General features: G+C 69.1%; 22 protein-coding genes. 12 read left to right on the forward strand and 10 right to left on the reverse strand.

Annotation, left to right across the window (positions count from 1 at the left end):
* The 4 genes from VFK57_11475 to VFK57_11490 form a co-directional block, all read left to right on the forward strand.
* Window positions 1-780 (forward strand): FtsX-like permease family protein (locus tag VFK57_11475; GenBank protein ID HET7696321.1); only part of this gene is annotated, 780 nt, incomplete at its 5' end.
* Window positions 781-913: 133 nt separating this feature from the next.
* Window positions 914-1,495, forward strand: coding sequence for a hypothetical protein (locus tag VFK57_11480; GenBank protein HET7696322.1), 582 nt, complete (start codon window positions 914-916; stop codon window positions 1,493-1,495).
* A gap of 65 nt (window positions 1,496-1,560) precedes the next feature.
* Complete coding sequence (locus tag VFK57_11485) at window positions 1,561-1,944, forward strand: hypothetical protein (GenBank protein HET7696323.1); 384 nt, start codon at window positions 1,561-1,563, stop codon at window positions 1,942-1,944.
* Window positions 1,945-2,066: 122 nt separating this feature from the next.
* The gene (locus tag VFK57_11490) at window positions 2,067-2,219 is read left to right on the forward strand and encodes a hypothetical protein (protein HET7696324.1); all 153 of its coding nucleotides are present in this window, start codon (window positions 2,067-2,069) and stop codon (window positions 2,217-2,219) included.
* Here the strand turns inward: VFK57_11490 and VFK57_11495 are convergent.
* Window positions 2,212-3,366 (reverse strand): alpha/beta hydrolase-fold protein, encoded by a 1,155-nt coding sequence (locus VFK57_11495; protein ID HET7696325.1) that lies wholly within the window; start codon window positions 3,364-3,366, stop codon window positions 2,212-2,214. The genes VFK57_11490 and VFK57_11495 overlap by 8 nt on opposite strands.
* Before the next feature lie 437 nt (window positions 3,367-3,803).
* Here VFK57_11495 and VFK57_11500 point away from each other — a divergent pair, with 437 nt between their 5' ends.
* Genes VFK57_11500 through VFK57_11510 form a run of 3 tightly spaced genes read left to right on the forward strand, consistent with a single transcriptional unit; the run spans window position 3,804 to window position 6,042 of the window.
* Window positions 3,804-4,289, forward strand: a complete 486-nt coding sequence (locus VFK57_11500; GenBank protein ID HET7696326.1) for a VOC family protein — start codon at window positions 3,804-3,806, stop codon at window positions 4,287-4,289.
* A 20-nt stretch (window positions 4,290-4,309) separates the two neighbouring features.
* The gene (locus VFK57_11505) at window positions 4,310-4,714 is read left to right on the forward strand and encodes a YciI family protein (protein ID HET7696327.1); all 405 of its coding nucleotides are present in this window, start codon (window positions 4,310-4,312) and stop codon (window positions 4,712-4,714) included.
* The gene (locus tag VFK57_11510) at window positions 4,711-6,042 is read left to right on the forward strand and encodes a DUF6596 domain-containing protein (GenBank protein ID HET7696328.1); all 1,332 of its coding nucleotides are present in this window, start codon (window positions 4,711-4,713) and stop codon (window positions 6,040-6,042) included. The genes VFK57_11505 and VFK57_11510 overlap by 4 nt, the downstream gene beginning before the upstream one ends.
* Here the strand turns inward: VFK57_11510 and VFK57_11515 are convergent.
* Complete coding sequence (locus VFK57_11515; protein HET7696329.1) at window positions 6,012-8,837, reverse strand: protein kinase; 2,826 nt, start codon at window positions 8,835-8,837, stop codon at window positions 6,012-6,014. The genes VFK57_11510 and VFK57_11515 overlap by 31 nt on opposite strands.
* Window positions 8,838-8,907: 70 nt before the next feature.
* On the opposite strand from VFK57_11515, the gene VFK57_11520 reads away from it, so the two are divergent.
* Window positions 8,908-9,279 (forward strand): DoxX family protein, encoded by a 372-nt coding sequence (locus tag VFK57_11520; GenBank protein HET7696330.1) that lies wholly within the window; start codon window positions 8,908-8,910, stop codon window positions 9,277-9,279.
* 142 nt (window positions 9,280-9,421) lie between these two features.
* Here the strand turns inward: VFK57_11520 and VFK57_11525 are convergent, their stop codons facing one another.
* The 8 genes from VFK57_11525 to VFK57_11560 all read right to left on the reverse strand — a co-directional run bounded on the left by VFK57_11525 (window position 9,422) and on the right by VFK57_11560 (window position 18,842).
* Entirely contained in the window at window positions 9,422-10,234 is an 813-nt protein-coding gene (locus VFK57_11525; protein HET7696331.1) for an SRPBCC domain-containing protein, read from the reverse strand.
* On the reverse strand, window positions 10,231-10,866 hold the full coding sequence (locus VFK57_11530) for a winged helix-turn-helix domain-containing protein (protein ID HET7696332.1): 636 nt from the start codon (window positions 10,864-10,866) through the stop codon (window positions 10,231-10,233). Before VFK57_11530 ends, VFK57_11525 begins: the two co-directional genes overlap by 4 nt.
* 89 nt (window positions 10,867-10,955) lie before the next feature.
* Window positions 10,956-11,669: a TonB family protein gene (locus tag VFK57_11535; protein HET7696333.1), complete on the reverse strand. Its 714-nt coding sequence runs from the start codon at window positions 11,667-11,669 to the stop codon at window positions 10,956-10,958.
* 148 nt (window positions 11,670-11,817) lie between these two features.
* Window positions 11,818-14,226: an ABC transporter permease gene (locus VFK57_11540; protein ID HET7696334.1), complete on the reverse strand. Its 2,409-nt coding sequence runs from the start codon at window positions 14,224-14,226 to the stop codon at window positions 11,818-11,820.
* A 120-nt stretch (window positions 14,227-14,346) separates the two neighbouring features.
* A complete protein-coding gene (locus VFK57_11545) occupies window positions 14,347-17,238 on the reverse strand; it encodes a protein kinase (GenBank protein ID HET7696335.1) in 2,892 nt (963 codons plus the stop codon).
* Window positions 17,225-17,800, reverse strand: a complete 576-nt coding sequence (locus tag VFK57_11550) for a sigma-70 family RNA polymerase sigma factor (protein ID HET7696336.1) — start codon at window positions 17,798-17,800, stop codon at window positions 17,225-17,227. The genes VFK57_11545 and VFK57_11550 overlap by 14 nt, the downstream gene beginning before the upstream one ends.
* A gap of 149 nt (window positions 17,801-17,949) precedes the next feature.
* Window positions 17,950-18,432, reverse strand: a complete 483-nt coding sequence (locus VFK57_11555) for a CoA-binding protein (GenBank protein ID HET7696337.1) — start codon at window positions 18,430-18,432, stop codon at window positions 17,950-17,952.
* Window positions 18,429-18,842 carry a hypothetical protein gene (locus VFK57_11560; protein HET7696338.1) on the reverse strand — a complete coding sequence of 138 codons (414 nt, stop codon included), beginning with the start codon at window positions 18,840-18,842 and terminating at the stop codon, window positions 18,429-18,431. The genes VFK57_11555 and VFK57_11560 overlap by 4 nt, the downstream gene beginning before the upstream one ends.
* Before the next feature lie 240 nt (window positions 18,843-19,082).
* Between VFK57_11560 and VFK57_11565 the strand changes: the two genes are divergently transcribed.
* From VFK57_11565 to VFK57_11580, 4 genes are all read left to right on the forward strand, one after another.
* Window positions 19,083-20,141, forward strand: a complete 1,059-nt coding sequence (locus VFK57_11565) for a CPBP family intramembrane glutamic endopeptidase (protein ID HET7696339.1) — start codon at window positions 19,083-19,085, stop codon at window positions 20,139-20,141.
* Window positions 20,142-21,228: 1,087 nt separating this feature from the next.
* On the forward strand, window positions 21,229-21,600 hold the full coding sequence (locus tag VFK57_11570) for a response regulator transcription factor (protein ID HET7696340.1): 372 nt from the start codon (window positions 21,229-21,231) through the stop codon (window positions 21,598-21,600).
* Between the two features lie 107 nt (window positions 21,601-21,707).
* On the forward strand, window positions 21,708-22,937 hold the full coding sequence (locus VFK57_11575; protein ID HET7696341.1) for an NAD(P)/FAD-dependent oxidoreductase: 1,230 nt from the start codon (window positions 21,708-21,710) through the stop codon (window positions 22,935-22,937).
* Window positions 22,928-23,227 (forward strand): hypothetical protein, encoded by a 300-nt coding sequence (locus tag VFK57_11580; GenBank protein HET7696342.1) that lies wholly within the window; start codon window positions 22,928-22,930, stop codon window positions 23,225-23,227. The genes VFK57_11575 and VFK57_11580 overlap by 10 nt, the downstream gene beginning before the upstream one ends.
* The last annotated feature ends 29 nt before the right edge of the window (window positions 23,228-23,256 follow it).

The raw sequence follows: 23,256 nt of genomic DNA on the forward strand, positions 1-23,256 counted from the left end.
AAGGGCCGCGACGTCTCGTGGGACGATGGCCCGGGGAGACCCGCCGTCGCGCTGATCTCGGCGTCCCTCGCTCGCGCGGTGTTCCCGGCCGGCGGCGAGATCGGCCAGCACCTCCGGATCGCCGGACCCGATCGTCGAGACGTCGAAGTGATCGGCGTCGTCGCCGATGCGCCGTACGTCAAGCTGGACGACCCGGCGCCGCTCGTCGTCTTCCGGCCGATCATGCAGGAAACGGCACGGACGCAGTTTCCGATCGCGTACGTCCGCGCGACAGGCGACCTCGCGACGGTGCGCGACGGCTATACCCGCGTCATCGCGTCGCTCGACCACCGGTCGCTGCGCGGCTTCATCACTTCGTCGGCATGGGTCGACGGCGTGCTGGTGCAGGAGCGGTTCACCGCGGCGCTGTCGACATTCGCGGCGGCGCTCACGGTGCTTCTGGCCTGCATGGGCGTGTACGGGCTGCTGGCGTACTCCGTGACGGCGCGGACCCGGGAGATCGGTGTGCGCGTGGCCCTCGGCGCCACGCGCCCGACCGTCGTCTGGATGATCGTGCGGGACGGCCTTGCGATTGCGGTTCCCGGCGTGCTCATTGGCGCTCCGTGCGCGTGGGCTGCTGCACGGCTCGTACGGGCGCAGCTCTACGGCATCGCCCCGGGTGATCCGCGCACGCTGGCGATCGGCGCGGCGATCCTGCTTGCCACGGTGCTCGCCTCGTCACTGGTGCCGGCGCTGCGCGCGTCGCGGGTGGCGCCCCTCGAAGCGCTGCGCGACGAGTAGCCGTCCCGCCAGACTTCCGAATCATTCCGAGCACACGGGCAACACCTTCGGCGCGAAGGCGTGTCGATCGGCTCGAGGCGAACGGCCTCGGACCGTTTGACAGCCATTCGTCGACGATGCCATCGTCGTCGTCATGGCGACGGACGACCGCAACAACGAACAGGAAGCGCGGATCGAGGCACTCAAGGCGCAGGCGGCGGCGCTGGGCGGCGGACACATGGCCTACGAGGAAGCAGGCCTGAGCCCGGAGCTGCGCGAACAGTTCTGGCGCCGTGTCATCGACGCGGAGACCGCGCCCACGACGACTCTCGTCAAGGAACTCAACGGGATCGGTGTGGAACTGCCGGATCCCGAGGGGCTGGATGACGCGGCGCTGCACGAGGTCCTGTGGAAAGTCATCCAGGCGCTCGGCACGCTGCACGTGTACCTGGATCAGACGGATCATCTCAGCGACCGCGAGCTGTACACGAAACTGCTGCGTGAAACGCTTCCCGAAGAGATGGATGCGCTCGACGGCGACGACAACACCGCGTGCCACATCGACATACTGGGCGGCTGGAGTCTCGAGGACGTCGCGCTCTTCCTGAAGTACTACGCCGGCGAGGAGCAACGCGAATATTGGCGCCGGAACAATCCCGAAATCGAGATGCCGCAGCACGAGGACCCGCCGTACGACCGCGACAGCCATCTGCCCCAGCCGTGGTGGTACACGTAGGAGGAGTCGCCGGCGGATGAATGGGCTGGCAGGACAGGAGCCGGTGGCGTGCGAGAATGACCCCGATGGGGAAGGGCCGCGGTCCGCAGGATCCCTTTGGCACCTACCGGGAATGGGCCGAGCATCGGCTGGATCCGGGGCACTATCTGGGCGGAACGATCGAACCGCACCTGCGGAAGTCCGAGCTTGGTCCGAGAGCGCGGCGCCTCAGCGGGATCATGCTGACGGCAAGCGGCGCCATGGGCGTGATGTCGTTGCTGGCGCTGGAGTGGACCGCGATAGGCGATATGCCGGCGTGGCTGGGATATCCGGCATTCCTTCTCACGTTCGGCGGTCTGCTGCTCGTCATCTGGGCGGGGGTGACGCTCTTCCGGTCGGATCCCGCCACGCCGCGACACCCGGAGAAACGACGAGGATCTTCGCAGAGCCGCGCCGCCCGCCGTCGATAGGCTTCGCCGCACACCGGCGCCGCCGTGCCTCACATCTGGCGCGTGGACACCAACGCCCGCGACACGGCGGCGATGGGCGCATTTTCCAGCGGCGGCCGCAGACTGGCGCGATCGGCGTCGGCATGCCCCGATTGGAGTCGTCGTCCGCGGCCGAATCCACGCCGGCGACGATGCCGGCATGGACGATGCGACTCGCGAACCCGATCGACGGCCGAAAGGACACCGAGATCCTCGTCGGCGAGATGACGAACTGGCGGCCGGCGCCGCTTACTTGAACGCCTTCTGAACGAAGTCGGCGAGGTTCTGCCGCCAGAGCGGCCACACGTGGCCCACCTCCGGCGCTTCCTCCTCGGTGAAGCGTACGTTCTTCGTTTTCAGCCACGCCTTGAACTGCCGGTTCACACCCACCAGTCCATCGGCCGTGCCACACCCGATGAACAGGTACTTGATCCGGGAGTTGGCCCTGGCGTCGAGAGCCGGAAAGTTCTTCTCGAAATCCGCGGCCGTGAGCGGCGGGCCTCCGCCCCGCCCGCCGCGGCCCCGGCCCTCGGCGGCAGCCGCCGCCGCCGGCGCCGCCCCAGCCGGCGCGGGAGCCGCCGGGGGTGCTGCACCCGGCGTCCCCGCCGGCGGCATCGCGCGCGGCCACATGACGAAGGCACCGCTGAACGATCCGAGCCACGCGAACTTGTCGAGATTGTTCAGCCCCGTGTAGAGCGCCTCGGCACCGCCCATCGACAAGCCCGCGATCGCTCGTTCCTCGCGGCTGCTGCTGACGTGATACCCCTTCTGCACCTGCGGCATCACTTCGGTCAGCAGGATCTTCGCGTAGCCGGTCACGATGTCAGCGGAGTTGGCATTCGGTCCGGCGCTCGTGCCATAGCCGAGCGTCGTCACGACGACCATGGGCACCGCCTTGCCCTGCGCGATCAGGTTGTCGAGGATGACGCTCGCCGCGCCGCCGTTCATCCACCGCTCCGCGTCGTCCCCCAGCCCGTGCAGCAGGTAGAGCACGGGATACGCCCGCGAGCGCTGCACGTCGTAGCCGGGCGGCGTGTAGACGAAGAAGTCCCGCTCGTCGCTGGCGACGGTCGAGCGAAACCGGTGGCGGGCAATCGCCCCGCGCGGGACGTTGGCCGCCGGCAGCCAGGGCTCTGGCCCGGGGACGACGAACATCGACTGGAACCCGTTGAAGCTGGTCTGCACCTGCCGGTTGTTCGGGTCGTTGATGGTCGTCCCGTCGATGACGAGCTGGTACGTATGGAGACCGGGACCGAACGTGCCGGACGTGACGCTCCAGACACCCTGTTCGTCCCTGGCCATCGGCAGGCTCTTGCCTCCGACCGCGACCGCCACGTCCTTTGCGTTCGGCGCGCGGAGGCGGAAGGTGACGCTGCCGTCCGCCCCGACCTCCGGTGATTTCACGGCTGCTCCGCCGCGTCCGCCACCGCGTCCGGCGGGCGGCGGGGCGGCGCCCGGGGGCTGCGTGCCGGCTGCGGCCGGCGGGGGCTGCTGCCACGCGTGCAGCGACGGCGCAACGAGCGCACCTGCGAACAGAACAATCAGCCACGGCCGCCTTTGCATACGAGCAGCTCCGTCAGAATCGTGAAACCGGCGAATAATATACCGTCCGGCGAGACCTCGGTCATGAAGATCACCATCTACATCGCTATGCCGGCCAACGGACTGATCTCGAACAGCCGGAACGTTCGCGACTGGCTCTCGCCCGAGTCGTTCTCGCCGCCAAAGGCTTCGGTCAGGTGAGCGGTGTCTATTTCGTCAGATGACGTGTAGAGTTCTGGCAGTCGGCTCCGACTACATGATGAACGCCCCGCACGCGGGCCACATCACAGGAGCCGAGCATGGCACGTCCTCAGAAGATCACCACGCACCTCTGGTTCAACGGCAACGCCGAGGCGGCGGTCGAGTTCTACACCTCCCTGTTTCCGGATTCGCGGGTTACCAACGTGGCCCGGTGGGGCGACGGGGGCCCCGCGCCCAAGGGGACCGTCCTGAACATCACGTTCGAGATGGCCGGGCAGACGTTCATCGCCCTGAACGGCGGGCCTCAGTACACGTTCACGCCGGCGATCTCGCTGTTCGTGTCGTGCGAGTCTCAGGCGCAGGTGGACGAGCTGTGGACGAAGCTCCTCGCCGGCGGCGGCAAGCCGAACGCCTGCGGATGGCTCGACGACCGGTATGGCCTGTCGTGGCAGATCGTTCCGACGGCGCTCATGGAGCTGATGAGCGATCCGGACCCGAAGGCGTCCGGACGCGTCGCCCGAGCGCTGATGGGGATGCAGAAGATTGACATCGCGGCGCTGCGCCAGGCACACGCGGCCGCGTAGCCACACCACGAGGACACATCATGAAGTACATGCTGATGATGAACGCGCCCCGCGGAGGGGCGTACCAGATCGCGGGCTGGCCCGCGGCAGCGATCACCGCCCACATCGCGTTCATGCGGGACTTCGCCGGCAGGCTCTCGGCTGCAGGAGAGCTGGTCGCGGCCGAGGGCCTGAGCGGGCCTGAGGAGGCGAAGCGCGTGCGAGCCGGCGCCGGCGGCGAGCCCATCACCGACGGCGTGTTCCCCGAATCGAAGGAGTTCCTGGCCGGCTACTGGATCGTGGACGTCGACACGCCCGAGCGCGCCTACGCGATCGCCGCAGAGGCCTCCGCGGCTCCGGGCCCGGGCGGCCGGCCGTTGAATCTCGCCATCGAGGTGCGGCAGGTGATGAGCGGCGCGCCGGCCGACTGGGCGTCGAGCACATGATCCCGCGGCTGGACGATCGCGCTCAGGAGCTGTTGCGCGATCTCGCACCCGCGGTCCTCGGCGGCCTGGTGCGCCGTTACCGCGATTTCGGTGCGTGCGAAGACGCGGTGCAGGAGGCGCTGCTTGCCGCCGCGATGCAGTGGCCGACGCAGGGCATGCCCGACAACCCGAAAGGCTGGCTGATCACCGTGGCCGCGCGCCGGCTCACCGATCACATCCGGGCGGACGCCGCCCGCAGACATCGTGAGCAGCTGGTGGCCAGCCTGATCCCCGCCGACCAGCAGATCGCGCTGGCGGCGGATGCTGCCGGCGTCAACGAGCGGGACGAGACGCTCGACCTTTACTTCATGTGCTGCCATCCGGCGTTGTCGGCGGCATCGCAGGTCGCGCTCACGCTGCGCGTCATGGGCGGCCTCACTACGGGTGAAATCGCGCGCGCGTTCCTGGTGCCCGAGCGGACGATGGCGCAGCGCCTGACGCGCGCGAAACAGACGATCGAATCAGCCGGGCGAAGCTTCCCCGACCTTACAGCGGACGATCGTGCGGCCCGCCTGCCCACCGTACTCAACGTGCTGTACCTGATCTTCAGCGAAGGGTACACCGCCGCCCAGGGAGACGAGCTGTACCGCCTCGACCTGTCGAACGAGGCAATCCGGGTGGCCCGGCTGCTCTCGCGATTGCTGCCGGATCACCCGGAAGTCTCCGGCCTGCTTGCGCTGATGCTGCTCACCGACGCGCGGCGCGCGGCGCGGGCGGGGCCGAACGGCGAGCTGATCCCGCTCGACGAACAGGTTCGATCGCGCTGGAACCAGGAGCGCATCTCGGAAGGCAAGCGGATCCTCGAGCGGGCGCTGGCGCGAGGCGCCGCCGGTCCGTACCAGATTCAGGCCGCCATCGCCGCGCTGCACGACGAAGCACCCAGCACCGAGGCGACGGACTGGCCGCAGATCCTCGCGCTCTACGACGCGCTGCGATGTTACGGCAGCCCGATGGCGCGGCTCAGCCGCGCGATCGCCCTTGCGATGGTCGAGGGGGCCGACGCCGGTCTGGCTGCCCTGGAGGACCTCGCCGCCGATCCACGTCTTGCGGCCCACCATCGGCTGGCGGCGGCCCGTGCGCACCTGCTCGAGCGGGCGGGCCGTCACCACGAGGCGGTCGACGAGTATCGTCGCGCCTCGCAGCGCACGGCGAACACGCCGGAGCGGAACTACCTCCTCCTGCGCGCGGCGCGGCTCAGCGACTCGCTCGCGGCGGCCGGATTGAACGGTGTCGCGCCGCGCCCGAATCTCTCGGGCGGCTATCGCACCGTCACCGGCCCCAGATACTGATCGAACCAGCCGAGCACGTCCCGAATCAGCTCGTTGAGCGGCGGAATGTGGCCGCCTTCGTGGATCGCGAGCCGCTTGCGGTCGGGCGGCGCGCCGAGCAGCGCGAACAGCGGCCGGGCGACGTCGTCGAGCGGGAAAATGAAATCGTCGCGCCCGTTCAACATCAGCGTCGGGGCGGTGATGCGCGGCGCGAAGTTGATGGGATCGGCCTCCGCGGGCCGGCGGCCGGTCTGCAGTCCTCCGGACAACAGCACGACCGCCTTCAGCCGCGGTTCGACGGCGACGATCGGCAGCGCCGCCGTGGCGCCGGCACTGAGGCCGTAGAATCCGACCTTTGCTGCGTCGATGTCCGGCCGGGTCTCGAGGTAATCGATCGTCCGGCCCAGATCCTTCGACCACTGGACGACCATGTCCCGATAGGCGTTCATCTGATCGTCGCGGGGGAATTCGCCGACGCCCGCGAAGCGCTGGAACGTGCCCTGATAGATCGGAATCACGAGAGCGCGGCCGCTGCGCGTGAGGAAGTTGAAGTACGCCGCGCCGGGCGCGGCGCTGAGGTCGGGGCCGAGAGGAAGCAGGCCGAACGCATATCCGCCTGGAAACCAGATCACCGGTTGATAGGGGGGCGGTGCGTTCTTCGGCAGAAGCAGAAAGACCGGGACGCGCTCCTGTCCGTACGCCGCGGCGATCGACACCAGTTCGGCACGCCAATGGTCGGTTTCCGGCAGCGGCTCGACGCGCGCGTCGAGTGGCCGGCGGTCGTAGCCATACAACGCCTTGTACGCCGCATAGAGATCGTCGCCCACCGGTTTGTCCGAACGCGCGCCGACGTTGGGAGGAACCGGCGCGAGGGCCTCGGGCGGCAGCGGCGAGACGTCACGAATGCAGCGGAAGCCGTGAGCCGCATGACGATCGAGCGGCAGCCGCGGCTCGCGGTTGAACGCCATGTATGGAGGATCGTTCCAGGCCCCGCCGACGATGTTCCGGCGGTCTCCGGTCGCGTTCCAGACCCACTCCTTGACGTTTCCCGAGAGGCCGTAGGTGCCGAACGCGCCGAGATCCTTGAGCGCGGTCACCGGTTCGGCCGACTTGCCGTTGAAGTTGGCCACCGACGCGACCGCCTGGCCGTACAACACGGTTCCAATCGCCTGCCTCCAGTGGAAGAGCGTCGGCAGCTGCTTGCCGGCAAACTGCGCGTAGGCGGCGGCCTCGTACCAACTGACCCCGCCGACCGGGTAGTCGGCCTGTCCTTCGGGGAACGTGCCGAGCTCCCACGTCGCCGGCCCCGGCCGCCCGGTCTTGTCGCGCAGGCCCGCGACGAGGTCGAACCCGTCCTTCCAGTACTTCGGATCGCGGTAGCCGCCGGCATCGACGAATCGCTTGAATTCACCATTGGTGACTTCGTACTTGTCGATCCAGAAGTCCGGCAACCGGACCGCCGCCGTTCCCTGGCGAAACGGCCCGCCGCGCACGTAGAGCATTCCGGGTGGCGACTCCCCGGTCTGGCGCAGCGCGATGACCGGCGCGATCGGCGATGCACCTTCAGCCGTGTCGAATCCACTCTTCACGAGCCTCCAGCGCAGTTGCCCCTGGGGAACGCGCGCGTCCTTGATCGGGATGCGGCCGACCGATACCCACGCGCCGCCGGCGTCGATGAAGTCGTTGAAGTGCACCTCGGCGCCCACCGGCTCACTCATGCTGAGAGGCAGTGTGGCGGCGCCGAGCGCGCGCCGCACGCGCAGGTCGCCGGGGGCGAGCGCGGCGGCTCGCATGGCCAGCCGATAGGCGTCGACGAACTGCCCGAGGCCGGCGAGCCGTTCGATCTCCGGCAGCGATCGCTCCACCAGCGCCGCCGACTGCCATCGGCGCACCATGACCCACGTGATGGCGATGACGATCGCCAGCGCCAGGACGGCGCCGGCCGCGACCAGGCGCGGCATTCGCGACGAACGCGGCATCGCATGTGCCGGCGCAAGCCGCCGCAGATCGGCGAGCAGCTCCACCGCCGACGGATAACGCCGCGCGGGATCCTTTTCGAGGCAGCGCTCCACGATCTGCGCGACGGCGGCGGGAACGTCCGGCCTGACGGTCTGCAGCGGCACCGGCTGCTCGCGAACGACCGCGTTCATCACCGACCACTCGGAGGTGCCGGAGAAGGCCTGCCGTCCCGCGAGCGTCTCGTAGAACACCACGCCCATCGAGAACACGTCCGACCGTGCGTCGGCCGGCTGGCCGAGGGCCTGTTCCGGCGACATGTATCCGCTGGTCCCGACGATCGCTCCGGCCTGCGTGTACGGAGCGCCGGTCACCGTCGCGGCATCGCCCTGAGGCGCGCTGGTCGATTTCGCCAGACCGAAATCCAGCACCTTGATGGTGCCGTCGCGCGTCACCATCAGGTTGGCGGGCTTGAGGTCGCGATGCACGATTCCCGCGGCATGCGACGCCGCCAGCGCGCCGGCCATCTGGATGGCGTAGTCGATCGCGCGCGCGAGGGGCATCGGCCCGTCGGCCGGCCGCCGGTTCAGCGGCGCGCCGTCGACGAGCTCCATCACGATGAAGTCCCCATCGTCGGCGGCGTCGATATCGTGAATGGTGATGATGTTGGGATGATTCAGCGCGGACGCGGCGCGCGCTTCCTGCGCGAACCGCTGCGCCCATCCGGCACGATCGGGCCCCCGCTGAAGGACTTTGATCGCCACCTTCCGGCGAAGGCGCGTGTCCTCGGCCTCGTAGACGATCCCCATGCCGCCGCGTCCCAGTTCCCGTCCGACGACGTAGCGAGGGGGCAGGCGCATCGGGGTGAGGTGGATACTATCGCACCAGGTGCGGATTCGAGCCGCCGCACGTTAGAATGCGCCCTCGACGATGAACATTCTGTTGTGGGTCCTGCAGGTCCTCGCCGCGCTCGCGTACGCTGCGTCGGGCTGGATGAAGATCTTCCTGTTCGACCAGATCAGCCGGGAGGTGCCGTCCTTTGGCGCGTTACCGCGCCAGGCCTGGATGGCCCTCGGCATCGTCGAGCTCGTGTGCGTGATCGGGCTGATCGTTCCGGCGGCGCTCCACTGGCGGCCGGCGCTCACGGTGGCCGCCGCGACGGTGCTGGCGCTCGAGAGCCTGGTGTTCATCGGCGTCCACGCCAGGTACGGCGAGATCGGGTCGATCGCCATGAGCGGCACGCTGGGCCTCCTCATGGCGTTCGTCGCGTACGGACGGATGGTGCTGAAGCCGATCGTCTGAACCGCGGAACTGCGGCGGTCATGGGACGCGGCGGGATCTGACGGCATCGACGGCGTGCATTTCGATCGGCCTGCGCCGGAAGAGCGCGCCGCCTGGCTCGCCTACCTGCGAACGTTGCGATAGCGGACGCGGGTTGCGCGTTTCATGGCTCGGGCACGGCGAACGCCGACTTCAAGCCGGCCAGCCCTTGCCGCAGCGGCGCCGCGGCCGTCTCGGGCACGCCGTAGAGCGAGAGCCAGACGCCCAGCCCGTGCGTCTCCTTCATCCCTTCGCGTTCGACGAAGAGCAGCGCGTCGTTCCACGCCGGCACGACGAAGGCGACCGCGCGCGGCGCGCGGCGCACGGCGACGCGGGCATCGGCCTCGATGCCGCCGAGCGAGAAGCGACAGGCGTCGCCCGGCCGGAGACCGGCGACCGGGGGCTGCACGCGCAGACCCTTCGCGCCGAAGATCGGGTGGTCGCCGCCGGCCGGCGCGGTCGTGCGGAACCGTGCGGAGAGCTGCTGGCGATCGACGCCGCGATGGCGTTCGAGCGCGTGCTTCAAGTTGAACAGGAAGTACGTCCAGCCGGCGTCGAGCCCGTCGATGTAGTCATCCCATGTGCCGCTGTCGTCGAAGCCGGAGTGCACGAGACGCACCCGCACCCGTCCGCCGCGGGCTTCGAGGTAATAGTCGACCGCGAGACGGATCGTGCGGCCGTCCTTCGTCGGCATCTCGCTGGCGGTCTGCATCCGCCGCATCGGTTCCCACACCGTGATTGGCGTGGCCCACATCTCGTTCGGGTCCCAGCCGATGCTGACGCTGCCGCCTGCGCCCGGCGTGACCGCGGCGTACGGGGCGAACCAGCGGGCAATGCCCTCGCCGCTGGTCAGCGCCTGCCACACGTCTTCGAGTGTGGCGTCGATGTCGACGGTCAGATCGAGCGCGCGCGCGGTGCGCCGGGGGTCGTCAGTCACATCGCCTCCATGCCGGCCTCGCGGCCGCGTTGGGGTTGGGCCGGCCCTGCGGGCACGGCGGGATAGCCGCACGCGAACACGCGGAACGTGCGTCCCTGCGGCGCATCGGGGTCGTGGTACTTGGACGCGAGGGTGGCGAGAGCCGCGGTGAGCTCGTCGGTGAACCGCCGCTGATCGGCCGGCGTCGCAAACCGCACGGCGGTTTCCAGCGTGAGCGTCGGCACGCGCTTGCCGCGGGCGGCCGCGGCCTTGCCGAGCGCGGCGAGGTCGTTCAGCGCCCGGCCGGCGACCGCCGAGAGGTACGCCGAAGAGAACGCGTCGGCGATCGTCCGCGGATCGGCGGCGACGCCGCCCAGCGTCTTCGGCGCAATGGCGTACGACGTCGCGGTGCGGACGTAGGAGCGATCGATGCGGCGGCCGACGCTTCCGTGCTCGTGCGCCTCCACCAGCCGCTGCGCCTCGAGCTTCCGCAGGTGGTAGAGCACGCGCTGGCGCGGCATCCCGGTCGCGTTCGCCAGTTGGGGCGCCGATTGCGGCCGCTCGAGCAGGTGCAGGAGCCGCAACCGAATCGGCTGGAGCGCCGCGCGGGCGCGCACGGGGTCGTCGATGATGTCGAGCGGTTGGGCGCCCATGGGTTCGTTGTCGGCCGGCAACGGACAAAATAATCTGTCCGTTGGCGCATGTCAAGCGATTGGGCCGCTCGGCCGTCCGCCGCCGCGGCTCATCGCACCAGCAGCACGATCTTCGGGAACTTCTGTTCGACGAGCCGGCCTCCGGCCCACCGGCACAACTGCATGTCCTCCCGCGTGCAGTCGACGGCAATGAGCCGGTCGCGCGGCAGCTCCGGCCCGCTCCGAACCGAAAGCTCGTCGAAGGGAATGTTGACCGCGCCCGGCCAGTGACCGCGTCTGAACGCCTCGCGCTCGCCTGAATCCAGAACCACGTGGCGGGTGCGTGCCGCCTGCTTCCTGAATGCGGAGACGGTCATGGTGTCCAGCGTCTCTCCATGACTGCCCGGTATCGACTTCGCCGGGGCCGATGGAACATTGAGAGACGGCACGCCGGAGCGGGGGATCGTCACTGCCGGTGCCGGTTGCGGCCGCGGCGTACCGCCAGGCATCTGATCGGGATCGACGACGTAGCCTTTTCCATGTCGAACCTGGAAGTAAAAGGTCAGCTTCCCCGCAATGGGGTAACTGCGCGGACGGTCTGCTCCGTGGGCCGCAGGCATCGTCCACCGGCTCACCGCGCTGCGGACCGCCGCGCCCGTCAGAGCGTCCGGCGACTCCAGGATCTCGACTGAATCGACTCGCCCATCGACCCCGAAGCGAACCGCTGCGACGACCACCCCCGACACCTTGTCGCGGAGCGCCTCTCTCGGATATTCGGGCATCGGCGCAGAACTGGTGGACCCGCGCAGCGCCCACTCACCCATCTTGAAATACGGCTGCTGCGCCGCGACGGTCTCGCCGGCGAGTCCGGCCGCACAACTGAGAAGGAGAAGTCCGGGCGCAATCGTTCGCAGTACAGTCGCTGTCTTCATGACACTGCTCGCGGCTGATGTGAGCTTCGGGTGTGCTGTATCACTCCCGTCTGAGCGCGATGGCGGGGTCGACGCACATGGCTCGACGCACCGGGACAACGCATGCCAGCAGCGCGGCAAAGAGCACGACCATTGGCGCAGCCGCGTAGGTCGTGGCATGAACCGCCGGGACATTGAACAGCAGGGCCTGGATGTACCTCGCCCCCGCGAACGACGCACCGAGCCCCGCGACCAGACCTGACAGGACGGCCAGCGCGGCATGGCGCACGATCATGCGAGCGATATCGCCGCGTGCGGCCCCGAGCGCGAGCCGCAAACCGATTTCTGCTGTCCGCTGCCGGATCGTGGACGCCAGCGCGCCGTAAATGCCAATCGCGCCGAGCAGCATCGCCAGCGTGCCGAAGATACCGAAGACCGTCGACCCGAGCAGCCACGAGCGCGCCTGCACGTCGGCGAGTTCCTCGAGCGTCCGGATGTTCACGTAGGGCAGGTCCGGCGCGGCGCCCTGCAGCACGCCGGAGACTGCCCGTAACTGAGAAGCGGCCGGCCGCCTCGTCCGGATCAACAGAACCTGCGCTGTCGTTTCGATGTCGCTCGATGCACGGAAGGGCACGAATACCTGCGAGGTCTGGCTGCCCGGTTTCAGGCTGGCGCGCGATGTCGGCACGACGCCGGCCACCTTCAGACAACGACGCGACACGAAGACACACTGCCCGAGCGGCGACTCCGACGGAAACAGCTGCCTCGCCACGATATCCTCGAGCACGATGGTGTCTTCCGAGGCAGCGGCTGCCTGGCCGTCAAACCCCGGCCCGCCGGACAGGCTCAGTCCCAGCGTCGAGAAGTACTCAGGCGTCACCTCGACCAACTTATGCATCGTCACCTGGCGGCCGGTGATGGTGCGGCTCACGCCAAATATCCGGCTCCAGCCGCCGGACTCGAGGACCGGAGCGGAGCTGAGCGCTGCAGATTGCACCTGCGGCATCTGCTGCACACGACGCAAGAGGGTTTCGAAGAGGCCCTGAACCTCCAGAGGCGTCCGCGTATTCGACGTCCGCAGGTCAATCGAGGCGGCGATGACGTGCTCCAGGTCGTAGCTGAAATCCTGGTGGAACTTCCTGACGCTCGCGACGAACAATCCCGCCGCCACCGCGAGAACCAGGGCGAGCGCAATCTGCAGCGACAGCAGCGTCGCGCGCCATCGCGAGCGCATCGCCGCGAGGGAATCCCCCGTTCGAAAGAATCGCTCGGCACCGGTCCGTGAAGCATGGACGACGGGCACGATGCCGCTTGCAAGGCCGGCGAGAAACGCGAGCAGCCCCACCACGACGAGGCTGCGGAGGGTCATCAACTCGACGCCCTCCGCATACGGGAAATACCTGTGGACCGCCCGTCCGAGCACCGCTGCGACCGCAACCGCCGCGACCCCGCCGATTGCGGCCGCGATCAAGTGTTCCACGAGCAGGTGCGCGAATACCCGAACGCGGCTCGCTCCCACCTGGAGGCGAACCGCCGTCTCACGGGCTCTGTTCAGCGTCTGGGTCCAGAGCAGCCCGGCGACATTCACGCACGCCATAAGGAGAAGGACCGCGGCGCCGCCCATCAACCACAGGGCAAGCCGGCCATCCCGGCTGAGGCTCACGCGCCTGGACGCGTACATCGGCGTCAGCCTGTCCCGGTCGTTCGAACGTCCAGAGGCGGCGGGCGCAACCGGGCTGGCCAGGGCGAGGCTGGCGAGTTCGGCCTGTGCCTGGCTGAGCGGAACGCCGTCACGAAGCCGGCCGATGGTCGTCAGCCACCGGGTGTCGGATCGAAGCAGGTTTCTCGCGAACGGCGAACAGGCCTCCGGCGACGCCTCGAGCAGAATCCACGCGTCCACGTCGCCAAACTCCACGCCCGTGAAGCCGGCCGGTGCCACGCCGATCACGTCGTAGGACTTATCGGCGATGCGAACGCGCGTTCCCACCGCGTTCAGATCGGCATTGAACCGCCTTCGCCAGAGATCGTGAGAGACGACCACCGTCCTGTCAGCGTCGAGGCTGGCGTCCGCCTCGGCGAAGGTCCGTCCGTACTGAGGCGTCATTCCCAGCACGCGAAAGTAGGTCGGCGTCACGCATTCGATGCGGAGAGGCATTGCTTCAACGCCCGCGCCGAAGCCCACAGAGCGGCGAGTGTAGGCCGCCAGTTCCGCAGAGCGCAGCCGATCGCGCAGATCTTCGTAGCGGACGTAGCTTCCGGCCCCCTCGACCCGAACGATGGCCTCAGGCGCGGCCACGTGCCGTGGTGTGCGGAACATGAGCACGTCCACGAGCCCGAACATCGCGGCGTTCGCTCCGACGCCGACGGCGAGCGTCACGGCGACCAGAGCCGTGAACGCAGGCTGCCGCTTGATCCGCCGCAGACCGTAACGCAGATCCTGGATCAGCATCGCGATGAGCGTGGAAGGCATTGTCGGCAATTACCAGGTATTCGACGGCACGTTGTCAAACCCCGCGCGTGTTGTACGAGCTCGAAGAATGCCGCGTGCGGGCTTGGCGCGAAATCGGACAACGAAACAGCGAGGCTCAGCCTACTGCCTCGGCAGCTCGATGAGCACGACGTTCGAGTTCTGCCGCGCGCGATCGAACACGATGTACTTCCCGTCCGGCGTGATGTCGAAGGTCCGCACGGCGCCCCGATTCTCCAGCCGCGTCAGCTGCCGCCGCTCGCCGCTGGCGAGATCGAGCCGCCAGAAGTCCGGCGACTGGATGCGTTCGACGTAGACGAGGGCGCTGCCGTCAGGGACGAAGCGATACCCGCCGGGACGGACCATCACCCGCGGCAGCGCCACCGCCGTGCCGTCCGGTCTGATCCCGCGGAGCTCGACCTGGCCGATCACGGACCTGCCGGCATACACGATCAGATCGCCGCGGGGAGACCACACCGGATTCAGCCATGTGCCCTCGACGAGCCGGGTGGCGACGCCCGTGTCGACGGCAATGAGGAACAACGCCGGCCCCTTCTCGTCATGACCCCCGGCGACGATACGCGTGCCGTCCGGCGACCAGTCGGCCGCGCCCTGGCCCGCGGCGCCGTCGATCTCGATGGCTCCCGCGAGCTTCTGCGCGTTGGTGCCGTCGCCGGCCATGACCGACAGAGAGCGCCGGCCCTGCTTTCGAACCACCACCGCGAGCCGGCCGTCGCGCGACACCGCCGGCGCCTCGGAGATCGGCGCGTCCACGGCGCGGCGCAGCTGCGACGCCCGGTTGTCCTGGACCTTCCACAGCCCGTCGTCTATGCCGCGGTCGGTGAGATAGAACAGGGACTGCGGACCGGCGCGCGGCGCGAAGGCGAAGCCGGTCGGTCCCGGCAGCGGGTATCGCTCGGCATCGCGCTCCTCCGCGGGCCGATCCGCCAGCGGCACGCGCCACAGGCTCGCGCTCGGGTTCGCAACCGTGGCGACGACGCGCCGGCCGTCGCGGCTGGCGGAGACCGACAGGTATTGATCAACCCCCGAAGGCACGCGCGTCGAGCGGCCGGTGTCCACGTCGACCGACCAGAGCCACGGCCCCGATCGATCCTCGGCACGCGCCACGTACAGGAACCTGCGCGAGTCGAGCGGCGCGAGGAAGTTGATGGCGAGGTGCTGTGCGGTCACACGCTCCGCCGTGCCGCCGGCCGGGCGGAGCCGCCACACGTCCATCGCGGTTTCGTCCTGCGGCTCGACGCCGCGGGTGAAATAGATCCACTTGCCGTCGGGGGACCAGACGGGATTCATGTTCTTCAGGCTGCCTGGTCCGAAGATCTGCTGCCGCTCGGTGTTGGAGGCATCGGCGCGATAGATTTGATCCTCGCGCCTGGCCTTGTCGACATAGACGAAGCTGGTGCCGTCGGGCGACCAGGCGGGCGTGTTCGTGCCCGCCGGCAGGAACGGCTGCGGCGGTCCTCCCATCCACGGCATGAGCGCGGGGGGCTTGCCGTCGCCCGGGTTGAACCAGATCTGCGCGCCGTCGGACGTGAACCCCAGCTTGCGCACGATCGAGCCGCTCGCCGCGAGCGGCGCGACATCGCGCGTCAGGTTGTGAAAGATCCCGGTGCCCACCTGGCTGACCCAGAGATCGAACTCCCCCTCGCGGTCCGAGAGGAACGCCACCAGCTCGCCGTTGGGAGAAATCTCGGCTCCCTCTTCGTTCCCCTCCCAGTTCGTGAACTGCGTGAACGTGGCGTTCGCCAGCGGCGACGGCGGCTGCATCGCGCGCCAGCCCTCCCGGATGACGACTGCGGAAAGCGCGATCGCCACGGCCGCGGCCCAGGGCAGCCACCCGGCGTAGCGCGCGGGGCGGTTCCTCGACGCCGTCGCGTCGGGCGGCCCCTCGTTCTCGACGTCGAGCTCGAGCCGCGCGTCGCCGATGTCCCGCAGCCGCTGTCGAGGATTCTTGACCAGACAGCGCCGCAGCAGCCGCTGCACCGGAAGCGGCGCGTCCGCGGGAAGCGCCGTCCAGTCCGGATCCTCCTTGACGACGGCGGCGAGCACGTCGGTGACGGTGTCGCCGCGAAACGGCGGCCGGCCCGCGAACATCTCGAACAGCACGCAGCCGAACGCCCAGATGTCGGTGCGCTTGTCGACCGGCAGCCCCTTCGCCTGTTCCGGCGACATGTAGGCCGCGGTGCCGAGGATGATCCCCTCGCGAGTCGCCGCGGTATCGTGCGGCGCGTCGTTGATCGCCGTGCCGGCATCGGCGCCGAGGGCTTTCGCCAGGCCGAAATCCAGCACCTTGACGACGCCGTCCGCTCGGACCTTCACGTTGGCGGGCTTGAGATCGCGATGCACGATGCCCTGCTCGTGCGCCGCTTCCAGCGCGTCGATGATCTGCCGCGCGATCGGCAGCGCCCGGCGGGCGGGCATCGGCCCCGCGGCGATGAGGTCCGCCAGCGTCGGCCCGTCGACCAGCTCCAGCACCAGCGCGCGCGGCTCCGCCGATTCCTCGACGCCGTAGATCGCCGCGATGTTCGGATGGTTCAGCGCCGCGAGCAGCTGCGACTCGCGTCTGAACCGCGCGACGCGGCTGGGATCGTCCGACGAGAGTCCGGCGACGACCTTGAGCGCGACCTCGCGGTTCAATCTGGCGTCTCTGGCGCGATAGACGTCGCCCATTGCCCCGGCGCCCAGCACGCCGATGATTTCGTACGAGCCCACCGAACGTCCGGGACCGAGCAGCGGCCGCGTTCTCGTCACGCCGATCGTCGTCGACGCGAGGACGCCCAGGGCATCCGCCGGCGCCGCGCGCGCGTGGCCGGGAAGCCGGTCGAGCAGCGCGGCGTCCCGGGCGTCGGACGACAGCAGCGACTCGACCTCGGCCCGCAGGTCCTCGTCGTCTCCGGCCGCCGACGAGACGAACGCCCGGCGGTCTTCGGGGGCAAGCTCCACGGCGGCCTGGAACAGCGCCTTCACGCGCCGCCACCGGTCGTCAGTCAGCGGCATCCGTCGCACCGATCTCGCGATTGAGCCACGCCCGGGCGGTGCGCCAGTCGCGTTTGGCCGTCGACGGCGAGACGTTGAGCACGTGCGCCGCTTCGTCGATCGTCAACCCGCCGAAGGCGCGCAGTTCGACGATGCGCGCGAGATCGGGGTCGACCTTCTCCAGCCGGCGGAGAGCGTGATCGAGGGTGATGAGCGGCATCTCGGCGGCCGCCGCGACGCCCTGGGCATCGTCGATGGAGATGTGCGGCGCGCCGTCGCCGCGCTTGTTCGCGGTGTGGCGGCGCGCGTGATCGACGAGCACTCTCCGCATGATCTGCGCCGCGACGCCGAAGAAGTGCGCGCGATTCTGCCAGTCGACCTGGCGCTGATCCACGAGCCGCAGGTAGGCCTCGTGGACGAGCGCGGTCGGCTGCAGCGTGTGGCCGGCGCGCTCCCTGCCCAGCTGCCGGGCGGCGATTCGGCGGAGCTCCGCGTAGACGAGAGGCAGCAACTGGCCGAGCGCCGCCTGGTCGCCGCGACTCCATTCGTCGAGGAGCGCCGTTACGTCGTGACGCGCCGCCATGGCCGCAGGTGCTTGCGAGACCGGGGAGAGTGGCTCGCTGCGGCCACAGCATAGGGGTCCGGGCGGTGGATCGCAACCCCGCGCCCGGTGCCCGATCGGCGGTCAGCTCGAAGGCTGCGATGCCCCAGTCGTATGTCGGCGCGCCTGCGTCATGCAGGGAGCCGTCCGGTCACCCGGAGCATCCATCGCATGCACGCGTGTCCGAGATCGACGCCTTCGCCGTACATCATCGGGCACGCGCCCGCGATCACGCTGATGTCGTGCTGCTGGCAGTACTCGACGGCGGCCGGCGAGACGCTCGACGCCTTGGTGCCGATGGACTGGTGCATCCAGACGCGGCGGACGCCGGCATCACCGCAGTCGCGCACGATCCGCTCGGTGGTGTCCGGCCGGGTGACAATCACCACGCCATCGACCCCGCCAGGAATCGATCGCAGATCCGGGTAACACGGATCGCCTTCGAACGTCTGGATGTGCGGATTCACCGGGAAGACCTCGTGGCCGGTCTTCTTCAACCGGCGATAGATCAGGTTGCCCACCGGGTGATGGCCGTTGTCGCGTGACACGCCCGCCACCGCGATGCGCTTCTGCGCCAGGAACTCGTCTACTTTCGTCTGGAGCGCCGGTGTCATACGAGCTGCCTCATCTCGCCGGCAGGCACGGGAACCGGGTTGGAGATGGACGGCTCCAATCCCTGGAGGAAGCGAAACCACTTGAACCCGACCCCGTGCGCCTTGAACAAGTCGAGCAGCGGCTGCGACGGCTCTCCGTACACCGTCATAAAGTGATCGTCGGCGTAGTCGGCGAACAGCCTGGTGCGGGCCTCGAGGATGTGGCTGTTGTGCTCGATGAGTCCTTCAGGTCCGGTGTACGCCTCGTGCACCTCGCACTCGGCGCCATCGCTCGCCAGGAACCAGTCGTAGCGCAACGTTCGCGTGTCCTTCTCCTTCGTGATCCGGATGCACTCGGCCGCCTGCCGTTTGAAGCCCTCCAGTTGTCCCGGTCGAACCGTCAGGTGTGCGAAGACCTCGAGAATTGCCATAGGTCCTCCTTGGCGCGACGCGGCCCACGTCCGCATGTCGGGCGCGTCGGCGCCTGCATATGCCGCGCCTGAGGGAGATCGCGCCGCGCCGGCGCCGATGGCGCTCGTGCGGCGGCGGGCGATCGGAGATTTTTCCCGCTGCGCAGGACTATTCCGCGGCAGCGCGGCGATGGAGCCGTCACCGCCGTCACTGCAACGGGCAGGGTTCATGCGTTCTCTCCCGGCGATACGCGAGGTGTCATGACCAGCCTCAAGTCGTTCGTCGGAAGACATCCTGTTGCCTCCTACTTCGTACTGACGTTCGCGATTTCGTGGGGCGGCGCGCTTCTCGCCGTCGGCGGCTCGGGCGGGATGCGCGGAACCACGCCGGGAAGCGACCCGCGGTTCGCCTACGCATTGTTCGCGATGCTCGCCGGCCCGGCCCTGTCCGGCCTCTTCATGACCGCGCTGCTGCACGGACGGAGCGGTCTCGCCGCCTTCGCGTCGCGCCTGATCGCCTGGCGCGCCGGCGCGCGCTGGTACGCCGCCCTGCTGATCGCGCCGGCGGCGATTGCGGCCGCGCTGGCGGCGCTCTCCTCCGTCTCGCGTGGCTTCCTGCCGGGCATCGTCACCTCGGACGACCCGCTGTCGCTTCTGCTCACCAGCCTCGCCGTAGGCGTGGCAGCGGGCATCTTCGAGGAACTCGGGTGGACGGGTTTCGCGATCCCGGCGCTGAGGCGAACGCGCGGCATGGTCTCAACCGGGTTCATCGTCGGCATCCTCTGGAGCGCGTGGCACCTGTTCCCGAACATCTGGTCGGCCCGGTCCGCGGCCGGCGACCTGCCGATGTCGATCCACATGACCGGCATCGCCGCCGGCATATTCATCGGGTACCTGACGGCGTACCGAATCGTGATGGTCTGGGTCTACGACGCGACCGGGAGCATCCTCATCGGCATGCTCATGCACGTGAGCATCACGTTTTCACTCCTGGCGCTCAATCCGCTCGGCATTTCGGGGCTGCGGTTGCTGGTGTTCTCGTTCAGCTTCGCGGCCGCGCTCTGGATCGCCGTCGCGCTGGTGGCGCTGATGAATCGCGAACCGGGGCGGCAACCCTGGCGCCGACTGATCTACGATGCGCAGGGACGCCATGGTGAACGCGCAAACGCTCGAGCGGGCGCGGAAGTCATTCGCGGAGCGGTGTTGGGCGGAGGCGTATCGCCTGTTCGAGGCCGCCGCGCGCGAAGCTCCGCTGGAAGCGGAGGATCTCGAACGCCTCGCCACGGCCGGCTACCTGCTCGGGCGCGACGACGACAGTGAGGCGTTCTGGGAACGGGCGCATCACACCTTCCTGGAGCGCGGCGACCGCGAAGGGGCCGCGCGATCGGCATGCTCGCTCGCGATCGGACTGCAGCTCCGCGGCGCCATGGCTCCGGCATCCGGCTGGTTCGCGCGAGCCCGGCACATCCTCGACGAGGGGCAGATCGAGTGCGTCGTGCGCGGGTATCTGTTGATTCCGTCCGCCATTCAGCGCGTCGTGCAGGGGGACCCGGCCGCGGGTCACGCCCTGTTCGGCGAGGCTGCCGAGATCGCGCGCCGGTATGCGGATCCCGATCTCGCCTGCAAGGCGGCTCAGGGCTGCGGCCGCGCCCTGATCCGTCTCGGCCGCGTCCGCGAGGGTGTGGCCCTGCTCGACGAAGCGATGGTCGCGGTGATCGCAGGCGACGTCTCGCCGATGCTGGCCGGCGATGCGTACTGCACCGTGCTCGAGGGATGCCAGGAGATCTTCGACCTGCGCCGCGCGTACGAATGGACCGCGCGGCTCGCTCGGTGGTGTGCCGCGCAGCCCGATCTCGTGCGCTACCGCGGCGAGTGCCTGCTGTATCGCGCCGAGGTCCTGCAGCTGCGCGGCGAGTGGGACGCCGCGGCCCGCGACGCGCAGAACGCGTGCGAGCTGCTGCTGTCGCGGCCGGCAGCGGGCGCCGCGCTGTACCGCCTCGGCGAGATTCATCGATTGCGCGGTGAGTTCGACAAGGCCGAAGCCGCGTTCGTGCGCGCGAACGAGCGCGGCCGCAAGCCGCAGCCCGGCCTGTCGCTGCTCCGCCTGGCCCAGGACCGAGTCGCGGACGCCGCCGCGTCGATCCGCGCGGTTCTGCTCGACACGCGTGCCCCGGCGGCGCGCGCCCGGGTCCTCGCGGCTGCGGTCGAGATTCTGCTCGCGGCCGGCGAGATCGATCAGGCCCGCGCGGCGGCCGGCGAATTGTCGGAGATCGCACGGGCGATCGACGCCCCGCTGCTCTCGGCGGCGTCCGAGCAGGCGGCCGGCGCCGTTCTTCTGTCCGAGGGGGATGTCGCGAGCGCCGCCGGAGCACTGCGTCAGGCATGGGAGACCTGGCGGGACCTCGAGATGCCGTACGAGGAGGCGCACACCCGCCTGCTGCTCGCGGCGGTCTGCGCGCGTCGCGGCGACGAGGATGGCCGCCGGCTCGAGATCGATGCCGCGCGCAAGCTGCTGAAGCGGCTCAACGCCCGGGCACCTCTCGCGCGCGCCGCGCCGCCGTCGGCACCAGGGGGCCCGCAGCCGGCCGCCCCTCTCAGCGAGCGGGAACTGCAGGTCCTGCATCTGCTGGCATCCGGCAGGACGAATCGCGCGATCGCCGAGGCGCTGTTCATCAGCGAGAAGACCGTCGCCCGTCACGTCAGCAACATCTTCGACAAGCTCGGCGTGTCGAGCCGCTCTGCGGCGACCGCCTGGGCCTATCAGCGGAACCTCATCTGACCTGATACGCAGAATTACCCAATTTCAAGCGGCTGCGACGGTTGGGTAATCCGTCCGATGCCCGCCGCTCCGGCGGTCGGGTAGGGTTGGCGGCGCGGAGGTTCACGATGTTCGATGCCATCGTCGTCGGCGCCCGCTGTGCCGGCTCGCCGGCTGCCATGCTGCTGGCGCGCCGCGGATTCAAGGTACTGCTCGTCGACAAGGCGAGCTTCCCGAGCGACACCATCTCGACCCACATTCTCTGGCCTCACGGCGCCGAGATCCTCGGGCGGTGGGGACTGCTTCAGCGGCTCGCCGCGACACGAGTGCCGCCGATCTGCCGGCGAATGCGGTTCGACGTCGGTCCCTTCGCGCTGTCGGGCACGATTCCCGACGCAAACGACGGGATGGGCGGCTTCTGCCCGCGCCGCACCGTGCTCGACGCGCTCCTCGTCAGCGCAGCGGCGGAGTCCGGCGTGGAGGTTCGGGAGAGCTTCACGGTCGATGAACTGATCGTCGCCGATGGAACCGTCATCGGCATTCGCGGACATGCAAGGGGCAGGAAGCCGGTCGAAGAGCGGGCGCGGATCGTCGTCGGGGCGGACGGTGTGAACTCGTTCGTCGCTCGAGCCGTCAAGGCGCCGGAGTACGACGTGGAGCCGGCCGCGGCGTGCGGGTACTACACGTACCTGAGCGGCGTGCGGCAGGACGACATCGAGCTGTACGTGCGGGATCACGTCGCGTTCGGGGGGGCGCCGACGAACGACGATCTGCACCTCCTGATGGTGAACTGGCCGGCGAGGGACTTCCCCGCCGTCCGCCGCGACATCGAAGGGCACGTGTGGCGGGCGCTGGAGGGCGCGCCGGATTTTCTTGCCAGGATGCGCGAAGGACGCCGCGAGGAGAAATGGTACGGGGCGGCCGGCGTCCCCGGCTACTTCCGCAAGCCTTATGGGCGCGGCTGGGCGCTGGCCGGCGACGCGAGCTACAACCGCGATCCAATCACCGCACAAGGGATCAGCGACGCCTTCATCGACGCGGAACTGCTCGCCGAAGCGCTCGGCAAGTGGCTTGCGGGCGACGGCGCGTTCGAGGAGGTCATGGCAGGGCACGAAGCGGCGCGCAACGAACGCGTCCGTCCGATGTACGAGTTCACCACCCATCTCGCCGCGCTCGAGCCGGCGCCGCCCGAGATGCGCGCGCTGTTCGCGGCGCTGCGCCACAACCAGGACGCCACCAACGCGTTTCTGTCCGCGATCACCGGCGCCATTCCCCTCCCCGACTTCATGTCGCACGACAACATCGGCCGCATCATGGCTGCGGCAAATGAACGCGAGAGGAGCACGTCATGTACGTAATTCGCGAGGTCCTGCACTGCAAACCGGGAAAGGTCCGCCAGATGGCCGACAAGTTCAAACACATCTCGGCACTGCTGCAGGAGATGGGACACGAGCCGATGCGCCTTCTGACGGATGTGTCGGGCGAGCCGTTCTGGACGCTCGTCGCGGAAGCGAAGGTCGAGAGAATCGACGACTTCTTCGCCCTCGAGAAGAGCCTCATGGCCAATCAGGCGCTGCAGAAGACGATGGCCGACTACCACGACCTGGTCGAGAGCGGCCGGCGCGAGATCTACCGAGTGGAGAGCTGAGATCCCGGCGGCTGCCGCCAAGGGGCTGG

It is taken from the genome of Vicinamibacterales bacterium (assembly GCA_035699745.1).
GTDB lineage: Bacteria > Acidobacteriota > Vicinamibacteria > Vicinamibacterales > 2-12-FULL-66-21 > JAICSD01.

Bases quoted from the DNA above. Each gene is read 5' to 3' on its own strand.
- VFK57_11480 (HET7696322.1), top strand. From the start codon at position 914: ATGGCGACGGACGACCGCAACAACGAACAGGAAGCGCGGATCGAGGCA.
- VFK57_11485 (HET7696323.1), top strand. From the start codon at position 1,561: ATGGGGAAGGGCCGCGGTCCGCAGGATCCCTTTGGCACCTACCGGGAA.
- VFK57_11490 (HET7696324.1), top strand. From the start codon at position 2,067: ATGCCCCGATTGGAGTCGTCGTCCGCGGCCGAATCCACGCCGGCGACG.
- VFK57_11500 (HET7696326.1), top strand. From the start codon at position 3,804: ATGGCACGTCCTCAGAAGATCACCACGCACCTCTGGTTCAACGGCAAC.
- VFK57_11505 (HET7696327.1), top strand. From the start codon at position 4,310: ATGAAGTACATGCTGATGATGAACGCGCCCCGCGGAGGGGCGTACCAG.
- VFK57_11510 (HET7696328.1), top strand. From the start codon at position 4,711: ATGATCCCGCGGCTGGACGATCGCGCTCAGGAGCTGTTGCGCGATCTC.
- VFK57_11515 (HET7696329.1), bottom strand. From the start codon at position 8,837: ATGCGCCTGCCCCCTCGCTACGTCGTCGGACGGGAACTGGGACGCGGC.
- VFK57_11520 (HET7696330.1), top strand. From the start codon at position 8,908: ATGAACATTCTGTTGTGGGTCCTGCAGGTCCTCGCCGCGCTCGCGTAC.
- VFK57_11530 (HET7696332.1), bottom strand. From the start codon at position 10,866: ATGGGCGCCCAACCGCTCGACATCATCGACGACCCCGTGCGCGCCCGC.
- VFK57_11535 (HET7696333.1), bottom strand. From the start codon at position 11,669: ATGGGTGAGTGGGCGCTGCGCGGGTCCACCAGTTCTGCGCCGATGCCC.
- VFK57_11540 (HET7696334.1), bottom strand. From the start codon at position 14,226: ATGCCTTCCACGCTCATCGCGATGCTGATCCAGGATCTGCGTTACGGT.
- VFK57_11545 (HET7696335.1), bottom strand. From the start codon at position 17,238: ATGCCGCTGACTGACGACCGGTGGCGGCGCGTGAAGGCGCTGTTCCAG.
- VFK57_11550 (HET7696336.1), bottom strand. From the start codon at position 17,800: ATGGCGGCGCGTCACGACGTAACGGCGCTCCTCGACGAATGGAGTCGC.
- VFK57_11555 (HET7696337.1), bottom strand. From the start codon at position 18,432: ATGACACCGGCGCTCCAGACGAAAGTAGACGAGTTCCTGGCGCAGAAG.
- VFK57_11560 (HET7696338.1), bottom strand. From the start codon at position 18,842: ATGGCAATTCTCGAGGTCTTCGCACACCTGACGGTTCGACCGGGACAA.
- VFK57_11565 (HET7696339.1), top strand. From the start codon at position 19,083: ATGACCAGCCTCAAGTCGTTCGTCGGAAGACATCCTGTTGCCTCCTAC.
- VFK57_11570 (HET7696340.1), top strand. From the start codon at position 21,229: ATGCCGTACGAGGAGGCGCACACCCGCCTGCTGCTCGCGGCGGTCTGC.
- VFK57_11575 (HET7696341.1), top strand. From the start codon at position 21,708: ATGTTCGATGCCATCGTCGTCGGCGCCCGCTGTGCCGGCTCGCCGGCT.
- VFK57_11580 (HET7696342.1), top strand. From the start codon at position 22,928: ATGTACGTAATTCGCGAGGTCCTGCACTGCAAACCGGGAAAGGTCCGC.